This is a genomic window from Kitasatospora sp. NPDC057512, assembly GCF_042802135.1.
In the GTDB taxonomy this organism is placed as follows: Bacteria; Actinomycetota; Actinomycetes; order Streptomycetales; family Streptomycetaceae; genus Kitasatospora.
The window spans coordinates 1-13,990 of sequence record NZ_JBHVET010000146.1 but is presented as its reverse complement, the minus strand read 5'-3'; the positions used below and the strand labels follow the sequence as shown (position 1 = coordinate 13,990).

General features: G+C 74.9%; 12 protein-coding genes. 4 read left to right on the top strand and 8 right to left on the bottom strand.

Annotation, left to right across the window (positions count from 1 at the left end; translation table 11 throughout):
- Positions 1-27: 27 nt before the first annotated feature.
- From ACFU6K_RS12855 to ACFU6K_RS12835, 5 genes are all read right to left on the bottom strand, one after another.
- The gene (locus ACFU6K_RS12855; protein ID WP_380662591.1) at positions 28-1,233 is read right to left on the bottom strand and encodes an MFS transporter; all 1,206 of its coding nucleotides are present in this window, start codon (positions 1,231-1,233) and stop codon (positions 28-30) included.
- 5 nt (positions 1,234-1,238) lie between these two features.
- Entirely contained in the window at positions 1,239-1,883 is a 645-nt protein-coding gene (locus ACFU6K_RS12850; RefSeq protein ID WP_380662590.1) for a GNAT family N-acetyltransferase, read from the bottom strand.
- Positions 1,880-3,112, bottom strand: a complete 1,233-nt coding sequence (locus ACFU6K_RS12845) for a type III PLP-dependent enzyme (RefSeq protein ID WP_380662592.1) — start codon at positions 3,110-3,112, stop codon at positions 1,880-1,882. The genes ACFU6K_RS12850 and ACFU6K_RS12845 overlap by 4 nt, the downstream gene beginning before the upstream one ends.
- A 123-nt stretch (positions 3,113-3,235) precedes the next feature.
- On the bottom strand, positions 3,236-4,549 hold the full coding sequence (locus ACFU6K_RS12840) for a DUF6271 family protein (protein ID WP_380662589.1): 1,314 nt from the start codon (positions 4,547-4,549) through the stop codon (positions 3,236-3,238).
- On the bottom strand, positions 4,531-5,625 hold the full coding sequence (locus tag ACFU6K_RS12835; protein WP_380662588.1) for a phytanoyl-CoA dioxygenase family protein: 1,095 nt from the start codon (positions 5,623-5,625) through the stop codon (positions 4,531-4,533). The genes ACFU6K_RS12840 and ACFU6K_RS12835 overlap by 19 nt, the downstream gene beginning before the upstream one ends.
- Before the next feature lie 430 nt (positions 5,626-6,055).
- Between ACFU6K_RS12835 and ACFU6K_RS12830 the strand changes: the two genes are divergently transcribed.
- A complete protein-coding gene (locus tag ACFU6K_RS12830) occupies positions 6,056-8,011 on the top strand; it encodes an FUSC family protein (protein WP_380662587.1) in 1,956 nt (651 codons plus the stop codon).
- Between the two features lie 133 nt (positions 8,012-8,144).
- Here ACFU6K_RS12830 and ACFU6K_RS12825 read toward each other — a convergent pair whose 3' ends face one another.
- Positions 8,145-9,548, bottom strand: a complete 1,404-nt coding sequence (locus ACFU6K_RS12825) for an amidase (protein ID WP_380662586.1) — start codon at positions 9,546-9,548, stop codon at positions 8,145-8,147.
- Between the two features lie 321 nt (positions 9,549-9,869).
- On the opposite strand from ACFU6K_RS12825, the gene ACFU6K_RS12820 reads away from it, so the two are divergent.
- Together ACFU6K_RS12820 and ACFU6K_RS12815 are read left to right on the top strand one after the other, a co-directional pair.
- On the top strand, positions 9,870-11,219 hold the full coding sequence (locus tag ACFU6K_RS12820) for a cytochrome P450 (RefSeq protein ID WP_380662585.1): 1,350 nt from the start codon (positions 9,870-9,872) through the stop codon (positions 11,217-11,219).
- A gap of 95 nt (positions 11,220-11,314) precedes the next feature.
- Entirely contained in the window at positions 11,315-12,043 is a 729-nt protein-coding gene (locus tag ACFU6K_RS12815; protein WP_380662584.1) for a rhomboid-like protein, read from the top strand.
- Positions 12,044-12,162: 119 nt separating this feature from the next.
- Here the strand turns inward: ACFU6K_RS12815 and ACFU6K_RS12810 are convergent, their stop codons facing one another.
- Positions 12,163-12,744 (bottom strand): DUF421 domain-containing protein, encoded by a 582-nt coding sequence (locus ACFU6K_RS12810; protein ID WP_380662583.1) that lies wholly within the window; start codon positions 12,742-12,744, stop codon positions 12,163-12,165.
- Between the two features lie 55 nt (positions 12,745-12,799).
- Positions 12,800-13,642 (bottom strand): LysR family substrate-binding domain-containing protein, encoded by an 843-nt coding sequence (locus ACFU6K_RS12805; RefSeq protein WP_380662582.1) that lies wholly within the window; start codon positions 13,640-13,642, stop codon positions 12,800-12,802.
- A gap of 58 nt (positions 13,643-13,700) precedes the next feature.
- Between ACFU6K_RS12805 and ACFU6K_RS12800 the strand changes: the two genes are divergently transcribed.
- Positions 13,701-13,990: DUF5997 family protein (locus ACFU6K_RS12800; RefSeq protein ID WP_380662581.1), on the top strand; the 290-nt coding region annotated here is incomplete at its 3' end.

Here is a 13,990-nt window from a genome sequence, read left to right as displayed (position 1 = left end):
GTGCCGGGCGGGGGTCCGGGGGTGGTGTCAGGTCGGGTCGGCGGCGAGCCGGGGTTCGGCGGGGGCGGCGGGGGCGTCCTGGTCGGGCCAGCGGATCCGGGTGGCGCAGAGCGAGACGACGGCCGCCGAGGCGGCGACGGCGGCCATGCCCCAGAGCAGGCTGGTGGCGCCGGCGATGAAGCCGATCACGGCGGGGCCGGCCAGCAGGCCGGTGGTGCCCATGGCGGCGACCAGGGAGAGCGCGTCGGCGCCCTGCCGGGCGGCGGCGACGTAGACGCACGGGGTCACCGCGGCCACGCCGAGGCCGACGCAGGCGAACCCGAGCAGCGTCGGGACGACGCCGCCGACCGCCAGGGCTAGGGCGAGTCCGAGGCCGGCCAACAGGCTGCCGGTGCGCACGATCCGGCCGTCGCCGAAGCGGGTGCGCCAGCCGTCCGCGAAGATCCGGGCGCAGACCATCATCACCGAGACCACCGCGATGCCCATCGGGGCGAGCCCGGCGTCGGCCTGCACGTAGTCCTTGAGGTAGAGCGCCGACCAGTCGTTCATGGCGCCCTCGGTGACGGTGCCGAACACCATCGCCAGGCCCATCCAGAGGGTCGCGACGGTCGGCAGCGCGAAGCCGCGGCGCTCCTTCCGCTCCGCCGGCTCGGCGGCCGCGGCCGGGCCGTCCGTCAGCAGCCCCGGCCGGGCGGCCACGACCAGCACCGCCAGCAGCCCGGCGGCCACGCCGAAGTGCGCCGCCAGGGTGCCGGTGACGGAGGTGACGCCCGAGGCCAGCAGGGCGGCGAGCAGCGAACCGGCGCTGAAGGTGGCGTGCAGCCGGGACATCGTGGTCCGCTCGAAGCGGGCCTCCAGCGCGGCGCCCTGGGCGTTCATCGCGACGTTCAGGGCGCCGACCGCGACGCCGTCGAAGAACAGCACCAGCAGCGTCACCGGATAGTTCGGCACCACCGACAGCGCGAGCAGGACGACGCCGAGCGCGAGCGCGGACAGCACCGAGAGCAGGCGGGAGCCGAGCCGCCGCATCAGCACCGCGACCAGGGGGAAGGACACCGCCGCGCCGACCCCGCAGGTCATCAGCAGCAGGCCGATCTGGGCCTCGCCCAGGTCGAGCCTGGCCTTGAGCGCGGGCACCCGGGAGACCCAGGTCGCGTACTGGAATCCGAGGACGAAGAACAGTGCGCCGATGGCCACTTGGGGCCGGCGGAAGTCGTCGCGAACGGGGGACATCGGTATCAGCCCACTTCGGCTCTGGAGTGCGGCCCGGGGGTCGGGTCGGTGGGGTGCGGCAGCGGCCGGGCCGGGACGGGGTCCAGCGGCATCGCCATGTAGACCGCCCGGGTGCCGTAGCTCTCGGGCAGGTCGATCTCGGGCCGGGCGCGGTAGCCCAGCCGGGTCCACAGCACGTGCGAACCGCGGACGGCGACCAGCGAGACGGTCCGGTAGCCGGCCGTCCGGGCGGTCTCCTCCAGGTGCCGCAGCATCCGCAGGGACAGGCCCCGGCCGCGCAGCTCCTCCGCGACGACCAGGTCGTGCGCGTGCATGTTGGTCGGCCGCCCGCCCGCGTCGCCGCCCCCGCCCGCGCCGTCCCGGTCCTCGCTGCGGGCGAGGTCCGGGCAGCGGAACAGCGGGTACGGCAGGGCGAGCAGGTAGCCGCCCACGCCGCCCACGACACCCGGGCCGCCCTGGCCGCCCGGGTGCTCCAGCACGAAGCAGGTGTCCGGCGAGGCCCGGTGCCGGGACCGGAGCGCCTCGCGCCCCTCGGACAGGCCGCTGGCGGCGTAGGCGCGCTCCTCCAGAGCGACCACGGCGTCCCAGTCCTCCTCCCGGAGCAGCCGGATGCGCAGGTCGGTCGGAGCGTCGACGAGGGCGTCGGTCATGCGGTGCCTCCGTGGTGGTCCCGGCCGTCGCCGCCACCGATGCAGGTGTACGGCAGCGGCGCGAAGCCGTTGAACCCGCGGGTGGCGTAGGCCGTGGCGTACGCGCCGCAGGAGTGGATCCAGACCGGGTCGCCGGAGCGGACCGCGCGCGGGACGCGCACCCGGCCGCCGTCCTGGGCGTACGCGTCGTCGCTGTCGCAGGTCGGGCCGGCCACCACGGCGTTGACGAACTGGCCGCCGGGGTGATCGGGGAACTCCAGCCGGTACTGGAGCTGGTCCATCTCGTACAGGCCGTTGAACTTGCCGCAGCTGAGGTAGAGCCAGTCCTCCCGGGTGCCGTCGAGCCGGTGGCGGGAGGTGAGCCGGGAGACGTGCGCGCGGATCGCGCCGTGGTCGGCGACCAGGTGCCGGCCGGGCTCCAGCAGGAACTCCAGCGGCCCGGCGTTGACGGCGCGCAGCCGTTCCATGCCCTCGCGGATCACCGCGAACATCTTGTCCAGCGGCGGGTCGAGCGGGCGCCCGCCCCGGTCGAGGACGCCGAGGGCGGGCAGGCCGCCGCCGAGGTTGATCCGGGTCGGGGTGATCCCGCGCCAGTTGAGCGCCTCCAGCACCGCGGCCAGCGAGTCCACGGCGGCGGTCCAGGCCTCGGCGGTCATCTGCTGGGAGCCGACGTGCACCGACAGGCCGGACGGCACCAGCCCCGCGGTCCGGGCGGCGTCGAGCACCCGCAGCGCGTCCTCGGGCGAGCAACCGAACTTGTGGCTCAGGCCCCACAGCGCGCCCTCGCCGGTGGTCGCGATCCGGCAGAACACCCGTGCGCCGGGGGCGTGTTCGGCGATCGCCGCGACGTCCTCCAGGCTGTCGGTGGCGAAGTCCCGCACGCCCAGCCGGTAGGCCTCGGCGATGTTGCGGTCGGACTTGATGGTGTTGCCGTAGTGGATCAGCTCGGGCGGCACGCCGGTGCGCAGCGCCTGGGCGATCTCCTGCGGGCTCGCCGCGTCGAAGCCGGAGCCGAGCCCGGCGAGGTGCTCCATCACCTCGTCCACCGGGCAGGCCTTCATCGCGAACCGGACGGCCGCACCGGGCAGTTCGGCGCACAGCGCGGCGTACTGGCGGCCGATGCCGTCCAGGTCGTAGACGATCCGGTCGTCGGTGCCGTCGGCGAGTGCGGCGCGCAGCGCGCCGCGGTCGTGCTCGTGCTCGTCGACGCGGGGTGCCTGGGTGTGCACCACGGAGACGGACGGGGCGCGGTGGGCGGGCGGGTGGCCGGCGGCGCGGGCGTCGGCGTGGCCGGCGGTCCTGCCGGCGGTCCTGCCGGTGGTCTGGCGTATCACGTAGAGCTCCCCGTCCGGCTAGCGCGGCGACCGGTCGGCGGGGGTGGCCTTGGCCGCCCGCACCAGCGGGCCCCACGCGTCGATCAGCACTGCGAAGTCCTCGATGTCCGCCTGCGCCTCGTCGAGCAGGCGCGCCCGCAGGGGCGTCAGCTCGTCCGCGAACCCGGCGTACTTCCCGCCGAGCCGCCGGTAGCAGCGGTCGAGCTCGGCGAGCCTGCGGTGGTTCTCCGCGCGGTCCGTCGCGGCGCTGCGACGGGCGGAGTCGGCGATCACCTCGGGGCGGACGCGGTGCTGCTCGTCCAGCAGGGCGCCGCCGGCGGCCTCCATCTCGGCGTAGACCGGGTAGAGGTAGAGCATGGAGAGCAGGAACTTGGCGTAGCGCAGCTGGTAGGCGGCGAAGCCGGGGCCGGTGCGGCGTTCGGGCGTGTAGTAGTTGACGATGTGGCGGTTGTGGGTGACGCCCGGCAGGGTCGCGTCACGCACCAGGTGGTGCAGGAAGTAGTCGCTGCCGATGGTGTCGGTGGCGGGCGGCAGCGGCACCCGTTCGTACACCTCGTGGTGCAGGCCGATGTTGCACATGTCGATGTGCCAGATGTCGGGCAGGTCGAGCACCGCGCGGTCGGCGGTGAACGGCTCGCTGCCGCCGCCGGTGAAGGAATCGGCGACGAGTTCGCGCTTCTCCTCCTCGCTCGCCCCGGTGGGCGCCCAGAGCGCGACCACGTCGTGGTAGACCTCGGGGTCGAGCTCGCGGATCTCGCCGATGTCGACGGAGAGTTCGCCGACGAAGGAGGCGCCGACCAGCGCGACCGGCTTGTCCGCGTGCTCCGCGTCGAGGCGGTTCTCGGTGACGGCGGCGGCCGCGTCGGCGGCCTTCAGCCCGAGCGTGGCCAGCTCGTGCTCGATCGGGAACACCGGTTCGCCGTCGAGCAGTTGGTAGCGGCTGTCGGAGTCGCGGCGGTGCACCGACGCGCAGCCGAGCGCGGCGGCCAGCAGGAACGCCCGGTTGGTGCAGGCGCCGTAGGAGACGGCGTCGGGCAGCATCAGGCGCAGCAGCCGGTCCCGGTCGGCCGCGCCGGAACGGTCGATCGCTTCCCGCAGGAAGGCGCGTTGGGCATCCTCGTCCAGGTGGTGGACGACCACGCCCTCGACGGCCGGCAGGGCGGCGAGGGCCGCGGCGTGCCGGGCGCGGGTCGCGGGGTCGGCGGAGTCCAGCACCAGCAGGTGCACCCGGACGCCGAACCGCCGTACGGCGTGGGCGGCTTCGGCGCCGATCGCGGTGATGGTGTCCGCGCACGCGCGGTTGGTGGGCAGGGTCAGGCAGACGTCGCGCATTCCCGCTCCCCCGTGTCCCCGCGCTCGTCGAACGGCTTGCCGCTCCAGGACCGCAGGCCGAGCAGCTTCTCTCCCAGCTCGGTGAGTTCGGCGGTCCCGTAGCGCTGCGCCTCCGGCCGGTCGGCGTCGCCGACCAGGGTGCGGTTCCAGTCCGGCGTTCCGAGCGTGCGCCAGGACTCCACCCGGGAGCGGCGCAGCCTCTCGGACTCCTCCAGCGCGGGCATCATCGACAGGTACTGCACCGCGCGCACTCCGCCCGCGGAGGTGTTGGGCGCCACGCCGTGGGCGAGCAGGCCGTTCCAGATCAGCAGGTCACCAGCCTCCAACTCGGGCCGTACGACCGGGAACTCGGCGCGGTCGACGTCCGGGCGGATCGGGTCGCGGCCGGCCGGCTGGGCGGCCTGCCACGCGTTGAAGCGGTGGAACAGCTCCGGGTCGCACTGGAAGCCGCCGTGGTCGGGGGCGGTGTCGTTGAGCGCGATGATGCCCTGGACGCGCTGCGGCAGCATGCCCCGGGTGGTGTCGACGTCCCAGTGCAGCTCGATGTCGAAGCCGCGGTCGGTGGGCTCGATCAGCGCGCGGTCGCGGTTGCGGACGTTCGGCGGGTTGAGGTTGAGCCGGTCGAGGGTGACCCAGAGCTCCTCGCAGTCCCACACGTCCACGAAGGCGTCGTAGACGCGCTGCGCCTGGCGGCTGTCCCAGATGAGCTGGTGGTGGTACGCCTCGACGAAGCCGTAGATGTGCAGGTGCCGGTCGAGTTCGTCGCGGTAGTCGCGCTCGCGGTACCAGTCCTCCGGGCGGTCCGGCGACAGGCCCTGGAACTCCCAGGCGAAGTCGAGCAGTCGGCGCGCGGCCCCGGCCGGGATCGCCTGCTTCACCACCACGTAGCCGTAGTCCTGCCAGAACGCGTAGTCCTCCTCGGAGAGCACGCGCAGCGGGTGCGTCTTGCGGACCTCGCGCAGCGCGGTCGGGGCGAGGTAGCTCTCGGTGTCGGCACTGAAGTAGGGGCGCTCCGAGGCGGCCCGGTACAGGTATTCCCCCGCGGGTCCGTCGGAGTGTGGGGCAGGGCTCGGCATGGGCAGTCACTCCATGGTTCGTAGTCGACGCAGCGCTTCCCCGTGCGCCAGGTGCGGGCACGGCGAGTCGGCGGCCGGTCACCGGCCGCGACGGGAATTCGAGCGCGGACCGGAGGGCCGTCCGCACACGGCCCTTCTCGCCTCGGCCCGCGGGCGCGGAACAGCGCCACGTCAGGGGGTCAACTCGCTCGTCCGGCAAGGCCGCTCACCCTGCATCAGCCATTGCCGAACCGCGCTCCCCATACGTTGGACTAGACCAACTAATGGTGTCAACCCTTTCCCGCGGGTTGCCGATTGGGAAATCGACGCAGCTCACGGCGCCTCTCGGGGTTCGCTTTATGTTTCGGAGACTGACATAAGCGCGGGTATGTTTCCGGAATTGACATAAGCGCGAACGGTGAACCGCCCGGGTCCGCCGTACGTTGGGCACATGGCACGCGCGTTGACGGCTCCCCCGTGGCTGACCGAGGGCCTGCGCCCCCGGTCCGCACCCGTTCCCTGGGCGGCGGCCGCCCGCGCCTCCGTCGCGCTCGCCGCGCCGCTCGCGGTGGGCACCGCCACCGGACGGCCCGGCTACGGCGCGCTGGTGTCGATGGGCGCGCTGTCCGGAGTCATCGGGGACACCGCCGACGCGTACCGGATGCGGGTGTTCAACATCGCCGTGCCCCAGCTGTTCGGCGCCCTCGGGCTGCTGTTCGGCACCCTGGTGTTCGGCACCGGATGGACGGCCGTCGTGACGGTGACCGTCGTCGCGCTGGTCTCCGGCATGATCTCCTCGATCGGCGCGGTCGCCTCCGTCTCCGGACTGCTCCTGCTGCTCAACGCGGTGGTCGGGGCCGGCCTGCCGCTGCCCTCCCCGTGGTGGCTGCCGCCCGCCCTGCTGCTGCTCGGCGGCCTGGTGGTGCTCGCCCTGAGCCTGCTCGCCTGGCCGCTGCGGCTGGGCGTTCCCGAGCGGGCGGTGGTGGCCGGCACGTACCGGGCCGCCGCCGACCTGCTGGAGGCCGCCGGCACCCCGGAGTACGACGGCCGCCGCCGCGCGCTCACCCAGTCGCTCAACCAGTCCTACGACCTGCTGCTCGCCCGCCGCGCCCGCCGGCACGGCCGCTCACCCACCCTGGCGCGGCTGCTCGCCCAGCTCAACGCGCTGATCCCGGTGGTCGAGGCGGCCCCGGCGGCCCAGCTGCGCCCGCCCGAGTCCGGCCCGCTGCCGGCCGACTACCCGGCCGCCGTCCGCTCGCTCGCCGACGCCGTCGAGCGGGACCGCTCCGGCCCGGCGCCGCCCCTCGCCCTGCCGAGCCCCTCCGGGCCGTCCACCCGCGCCCTGGTCGAGGCGATCGAGCACGCCGCCACCGTGGCGTACGAGGCCTCGCCCGACCCGTACGCCGCCGACGACCGGCTCGGTCGGCCGGCCCGCCTCGCGGTGCGGGCCCGGCGGGCGGCCAGGGCGCTGCTGCTGTCCGGCGCGTCCTGGCGGTACGGGCTGCGGCTGGCGCTGTGCATCGGGCTGGCGCAGGTGCTGGTCTCGGTGATCGCGGTGCCCCGCTCGTACTGGGTGGCGCTGACCGTGACCTTCGTGATGAAGCCCGACTTCGGCTCGGTGTTCTCCCGCGCGGTGCTGCGCGCGTTCGGCACCGCGGTCGGGCTGCTGATCGCCATGCCGGTCCTGGCCGAGGTGCCGCACGGCTGGTGGGACGTCCCGGTGATGGCGGTGCTGGCGACGCTGATCCCGGTGCTCTCCGCCAAGGGGTACGCCTTCCAGACCGCGGCCATCACCCCGGTCATCCTGCTGCTCTCCGACCTGCTCAACCACCAGGGCTTCCACCTGGTGCTGCCCCGGCTCTACGACTCGCTGATCGGCTGCGGGATCTCGCTGCTGGCCGGCTACCTGCTGTGGCCGGAGTCCTGGCACACCCGGATCGGCGACCGCCTCGCCGACGCCGTCCAGGACACCGCCTCGTACGTGTCGCTGGCCTTCGCCACCGGCCCCGGAGGGGACGAACCGGCCGCCCGCGCCCGCTACCGGCGGCGGCTCTACCGGGACCTGTCCACCGTGCGCAGCGAGTTCCAGCGGGCCCTCACCGAGCCGCCGCCGGTCGGGGCCCGGGCACGGGCGTGGTGGCCGGTGGTGATCGCGGTCGAGCGGATCGTGGACACCACCACCGCCACCCGGGTGCGGATCGAGCACGGCGCGCCGGTGCCGACCACCGCCGAGGTCGCCGCCGTCACCCGGGAGCTGGCCGACCTGGCCGAGGCCCTGCGCACCGGCGAGCGGCTGCCGGAGGCGCGGTCGGACGCGCAGGCGGAGGCGCTGTCGCCGGACTGCGCGCTGGCCCGGCTGCACCACGAGGTGCGCGCGGCCCGGTCGGTGGCGGCGCCGCTGCCCTGAGCGTCACCGCCCTCAACCCGCCCAGAGCGTCACCGCCGTGAACGTGTCACCGCCCAGAGCGTCGCCGCCCTCAGCGCGGCGGCCCCGAGCGCCGGGGCCGCCGAACGGCCGACCGGGCTCCGGACCGGCCCGCTCAGTCCTGGATCCGCCGCCAGGGCCGCTCCGCCTCCAGCGCGAAGGCCAGCTCCAGCAGCAGCCGCTCCTGCCCGTGCGCCGCCGACAGGTGCACCCCGACCGGCAGCCCGCCGGGCGCGGACCCCGCCGGCAGGGCGATGCCCGGGCCGCCGGCCACGTTGTTGACCGGCGTGAAGGCGACGTAGCGCGTCAGCCGGTCCATCAGCTCGTCGAAGTCCACGTTCGGGCTCAGGTGCCCGATCGGCGGGGTGGTGTGGGCGAGCACCGGGGAGAGGATCACGTCGTGGGTGCGGAAGATCCGCGCGTACACGCCCTCGGCCCGGCGCAGCCGCCGCAGCACGCCGGGGGTCCGCGGGAACTCGGCCTGGAACCGGCGGCGCAGCCCGGTGGTCAGGCCGTCCAGCCTCCCGGCCCGGAAGCCCGGGTCGATCAGCAGCCGGCCGGTGGCCGCGACGGCCCAGGCGATGTAGCCCCAGTAGCTGACGAAGTCACGGGAGAACTCCTCGCCGAAGGGCAGTGCGGCGGGCTCGACCAGGTGGCCCATCGCCTCCAGCCGGGCGGCGGTCTCCTCGACCACCTGCCGGGTCGGCCCGTCGGTCCGGGCGATCGGCGAGTCCACCACCAGGCCGATCCGCAGCCGCCGCTCGCCGGGCCCTTCGACCAGGCCGAGCGGGGGCAGCGCGGGGTTGCTCCGGTGCCGCTCGGCGGCGGCGAGGAAGGCGGCGGTGTCGCGCACCGAGCGGGTCAGCACGCCGTCGGTGACCAGGTCGATCGGCAGTTTGCCGCTCTGGGCGTTGGTGACCAGCCGGCCCCGGGTGGGCTTGAGGCCGACCAGCCCGCAGCAGGCCGCCGGAATGCGGATCGAGCCGCCGCCGTCGTTGGCGTGGGCGATCGGCACCACGCCGGAGGCCACCAGGGCGGCCGCGCCGCCCGAGGAGGCGCCGGCCGAGTGCGAGGGCTTCCACGGGTTGCGCACCGGCTGGGCGGTGGCGAACTCGGTGGAGGCGTTGAGGCCGAACTCGGGCAGTCGGGTCTTGCCGAGGACGGCCAGGCCGGTGGCGAGGAACTGGTCGGTGAAGCGCGCGTTGCGGCGGGCCGGGCGGGCGCGGAAGGCGTCGCTGCCCATCCCGGTCGGCAGGCCGCGCAGGTCCACGTTGTCCTTGAGGTAGGTCGGCACGCCCCACAGCGGACCGCCGATGCCCTCCCGGCTGATCCGCGGCCTGTCGTACGAAGCATGGGCGACGGGCAGCAGCGCGCCGTCCACCCGGGCGGCCCGGTCGACGGCCGCGCCGACCAGCTCCCGGGGGTTGACCGTACCGGCCCGGACCAGCGCGGCGAGCGCCACCGCGTCGTGGGCGCCCAGGGCGTCGTCGGCGAACGCGTGGACCCGCTCGTCGGTCATCCGAACTCCCCACTCCCCGCCGGACGTTCCGCCGTCCGACCATCGCACCGGCTGCTCGTACCTGCCCGGTTCTACTGACCGGTAATCTCACCGGCTCCGAGTGTAGGCACACCCGGCGGCGCCCGGCGGCCCGGGGTGCCCGCTCCCGGGCGCCTGCTCCGGAGCGGACCGGCCGTCAAGATCCCGAGGGCGCACGATCGTTCGCCCCGCGCCCCCGCGTTCACCCCGTCCGCCGGTCCACGATCGTTTCGCCGCACGCGGCCGGGAAAGATCACGTTCGCGATTCGTCCCGGTCCTCCCGCCCCAACCAAGGTGACGCCCGTGCCGACCCCGTTCTTCCCGACCACCCGGTTCACCGCGGCCACCGCCCCCGGCGGCCTCCCGCTGCTCGGCCACGCCCCCGCGCTCCTCCACCACCCGCACGAGTTCGTCGCCGGCCTGCCCGCCCACGGCGACCTCGTCCGGCTGCGGCTCGGCCCGCTCCGCGCGTACGTGGTCTGCCACCCCGAGCTGGTCCGCCGGATGCTCACCGACGACCACACCTTCGACAAGGGCGGGCCCCTCCTCGACAAGGCCCGGGAGGTCTTCGGCAACGGCCTCGCCACCTGCCCCGCCGCCGCCCACCGGCGCCAACGGCGCATGCTGCAGCCCGCGTTCCACCGCGACCGGCTGCCCGGCTACGCCGCGCTGATGATCGAGGAGATCGCCGCCGCCACCGCCCGCTGGCGCGACGGCGACGTGATCGACGTCCCCGCCGCGATGTACCGACTCTCCACCGCCGTCACCGCCCGCTGCCTGTTCGCCGCGCACGAGCGGGCCGGCTCGCTGCCGGTGCACCGGAGCATGGACGTGGTGACCCGAGGCGTCGGCCGGCGGCTGATGCTGCCGCTGCCCGACGCCGACCGCCTCCCCACCCCCGGCAACCGCCGCTTCCGCCGCGCCCAGCAGGACCTGCGGGAGATCACCCGGCGGCTGATCTCCGAGCACCGCGCCACCGGCACCGACCGGCACGACCTGCTCTCCACGCTCCTCGACGCCACGGACGAGGACGGCCGGGGCCTGTCCGACGCCGAGGTCCACGAGCAGGTGGTCACCTTCCTGCTGGCCGGCATGGAGACCACCGCCGCCACCCTCTCCTGGGCCTGGACGCTGCTCGCCGCCAACCCGGCCGTCCGGACGCGCCTGCACGCCGAGCTCGACACCGTCCTGGACGGCCGGCCCGCCCGCCACGAGGACCTGCCCGCCCTGCCGCTCACCGCCCGGATCGTCAGCGAGACCCTGCGGCTCTACCCGCCGCCGTGGATCCTCAGCCGCACCGCCACCACCGACACCGAGCTCGGCGGCCACCGCGTCCCGGCCGGCGCCACCCTGCTGTACAGCCCCTACCTGCTGCACCGCCGGCCCGACCTGTTCCCCCGCCCCGACCGCTTCGACCCCGACCGCTGGCTCACCACCGCCCGTCCCGCCCCCGGCACCTACGCGCCCTTCGGCCTCGGCGCCCGCCGCTGCATCGGCGACGCCTTCGGCACCACCGAGGCCGTCCTCGCCATCGCCACCATCGCCGCCCGCTGGACCATCGCCCCCGCCCCCGGCCGGCCCGTCCGCCCCGTCCGCGGCTCCTCCCTCGTGCCCCGGCCCTTCACCGCGACGCTGACCCGCCGGGTCCGCTGACCGGATCCCGGCCGGGCTTCGGTACTGTCCCGGCATGGCCGGCCGTACGGGCGCCGGCCGCGGACCACGCCGCTCGACCGGGACACCACCAGACCATGAACGCACGCACCCCATCGGGGCTCCTGACCGGGCTGCTCCGCGCCGTCCGGACGTACCCGCGCCGCTCGCCGCTGACCTTCGGCTACGTCGTCCTGCTCCTGCTCGGGAACGTCTGGGTCGGGAACCTGCTCGCCGCGGACCGGGCGGACGCGCTCCGCGACCACATCAGCACCAACCTCGACAACCTCCACGACCACCCGGTCACCGCCCTGTTCGGCAGCGCGCTGCTGTTCGACGGCACCCTCACCGAGATCCTCTCCACCGGCTTCGGCGGCACCCTGATCACCCTCGGCCTCGGCATCGGCTGCTGCCTCGCCTGGACCGAGCGCCGCTTCGGCAGCCCGCGCGCCGCCGCCGTCCTCCTCGGCGGGCACATCGGCGCCACCCTGCTCACCGCCGCGGTGATCGTGTTCGCCCTGCGGCACGGCTGGTACCCGGAGAGCGTGCGCCAGGCCTCGGACTACGGCATCAGCTACGGCGCCCAGACCGTCCTCGCCCTCGCCGTCCTCGCCCTGCCGCGCTGGGCCCGGCTGCCCTGGGCCGCCTTCGTCGTCGCCTGGCCGCTCTCCGGCGACGGCGAATGGCCCGGCCCCCTCCCGCCGTTCACCACCGTCGGCCACCTCCTCTCCGCCGCCCTCGGCTTCGCCGTGGCCGCCGCCGTGGCCCTCACCGCCGCCCGCCGCCGGCGCGCCGAAACCCTTGCCCCGGCGCCGGCCGACCGGTGATCATGCCCGGATGACCGGGAGTTGCCCGGATGACCAGGAGTGCGGTGAGGAGGCCGGCTCCCGCACCCCCGCGTCGACCGGGCGACCGGTCCCGGCCGGCGGCCGCGCCTGATCCCGGGTCAGCCCGGCGGGCGCCGGTCGGCGGCGATCGCGGTGAGCAGCCGCTCGATCTCCGCCAGCCGGTGCCGCAGGTCCTCGACATCGGCGCGGGTGGCGCTCTGCTCGCCGTGCTTGAGGGCGACCAGCAGCTGCCCGTCCGGCTCCAGCCGGGCGCGGGCGACGTCGCCGAGCTTGTCGCCGTTCTGGATCCGGATGGCGTGCTCCAGCTCGGACGGGCGCAGCGCCAGGCCGTGCAGCGCGCCCTCGACCAGCTTGCCGTCCTTCACCACGGTGGTGGGCCTGCCCTCCAGGAGCCGGGCGGCCTTCGGGTCGCGGGCGAGCCAGCGGGTGACGCCGGCGTTCACCGCGACCAGCGTGACCGCCCCGATCGCGCCGCCGAGCAGGCTGTTGTCGTTGCCGATGATGGCGTTCTGCACCACGTTGGAGAGCAGGAAGACGACCACCATGTCGAAGGTGTTCAGCCCCGCCAGCCCGCGTTTCCCGGCCAGCCGGAACAGCACCAGGATCAGCACGTAGACGGCGACCGTACGGAGGACCTTCTCCACGATCGGAATCTGGACGGCCATCAGGTCGTGCCACACTGCCCCGCTCCTCCCGCCTCGACCGCAAGCGAACGGGGCAGACGCTACGCCACGGTCACCGCTTGGGCCTGCCGCGCCGGGCCGCCGCGCCCCGCCCGCCGGCCTTGGCGCCCCCGGCCTTCGGCGCCCCCGCGCGCTGTCCGCCGGACTTCTGCCCGCCCGCCTTCTGCGCGCCGCCCTTCTGTCCGCCCGCCTTCTGCCCGCCGGACTTCTGCGGCTGCGGCCTGCCCCGGCCGGCCGCCGCCTTCTTCGGCTGCGCCTCGGGCGCCGCCTGCCCGGCCCCGCGCCCGCGCGAGCTGTTGACCGTACGGCCGCGGACGATCCCGATGAACTCCTCCACCAGGTCCGTCGTCCGCTCCTGCGGCCAGGCCAGCGCCACCTGGGACTGCGGCGCGTCCGCCACCGGCCGGTAGGTGAGGTCCCGGCGGTGGTGCAGCCGGGCCAGCGACTGCGGCACCAGGAGCACGCCGACGTTCGCCGCGACCAGCTCGATCGCGTCCTCCGTGCTGTCCGGGCGCGCGATGGCGGGGCGCCCGGGCAGGGTGTCGGCGGTGAAACCGAGGGTGTCGTCGAGCGGGTGGAAGACCACCTCCTCGGCGAGGTCGTCCAGCGCGACCTCCTCGGCGGCGGCGAGCCAGTGGTCCTTGGGGAAGACCACAACGGTGGTCTCGCTGTAGAGCGGGATCGCGCTCAGCACGTCCTTGTCGACCGGCAGCCGGACCAGCCCGGCGTCCGCGCCGCCCTCGCGCAGCGTGCGCTCGCCGTCGCCGTACGGGACCGCGAGGAGGTCCAGCGGCACGTCCGGGAGCCGCTCGCTCCAGACCCGGACCCATTTGCCGGGGGTCACGCCCGGGACGTACACGAGCCGGAAGGACGGGTTCACCTGCATGTCTGTCACAAGGCAAGGCTACCGACCGTGACCGGGAGCGCCCGCGCACTCCCTTACCCTTGTCACCATGACATCGCTCAAGCAGAAGACCAGCCAGACCATGAAGCCGGCCACCGCGGCCAAGAAGCTGGGGATCTACCTCGACGCGGCGCCGACCGGCTTCCAGGAGGGCGTGGTCTCCCGCGAGGAGCTCAGCGCGCTGCAGGCCGAGCCGCCGCAGTGGCTCCAGGACCTGCGCAAGAACGGCCCGCACCCGCGCCCGGTGGTCGCCGCCAAGCTCGGCGTCTCGATCTCCGGCCTGGCCCGCGGCGGCGTGACCGAGGCGCTCACCACCGAGCAGATCGAGGCGATCAAGGC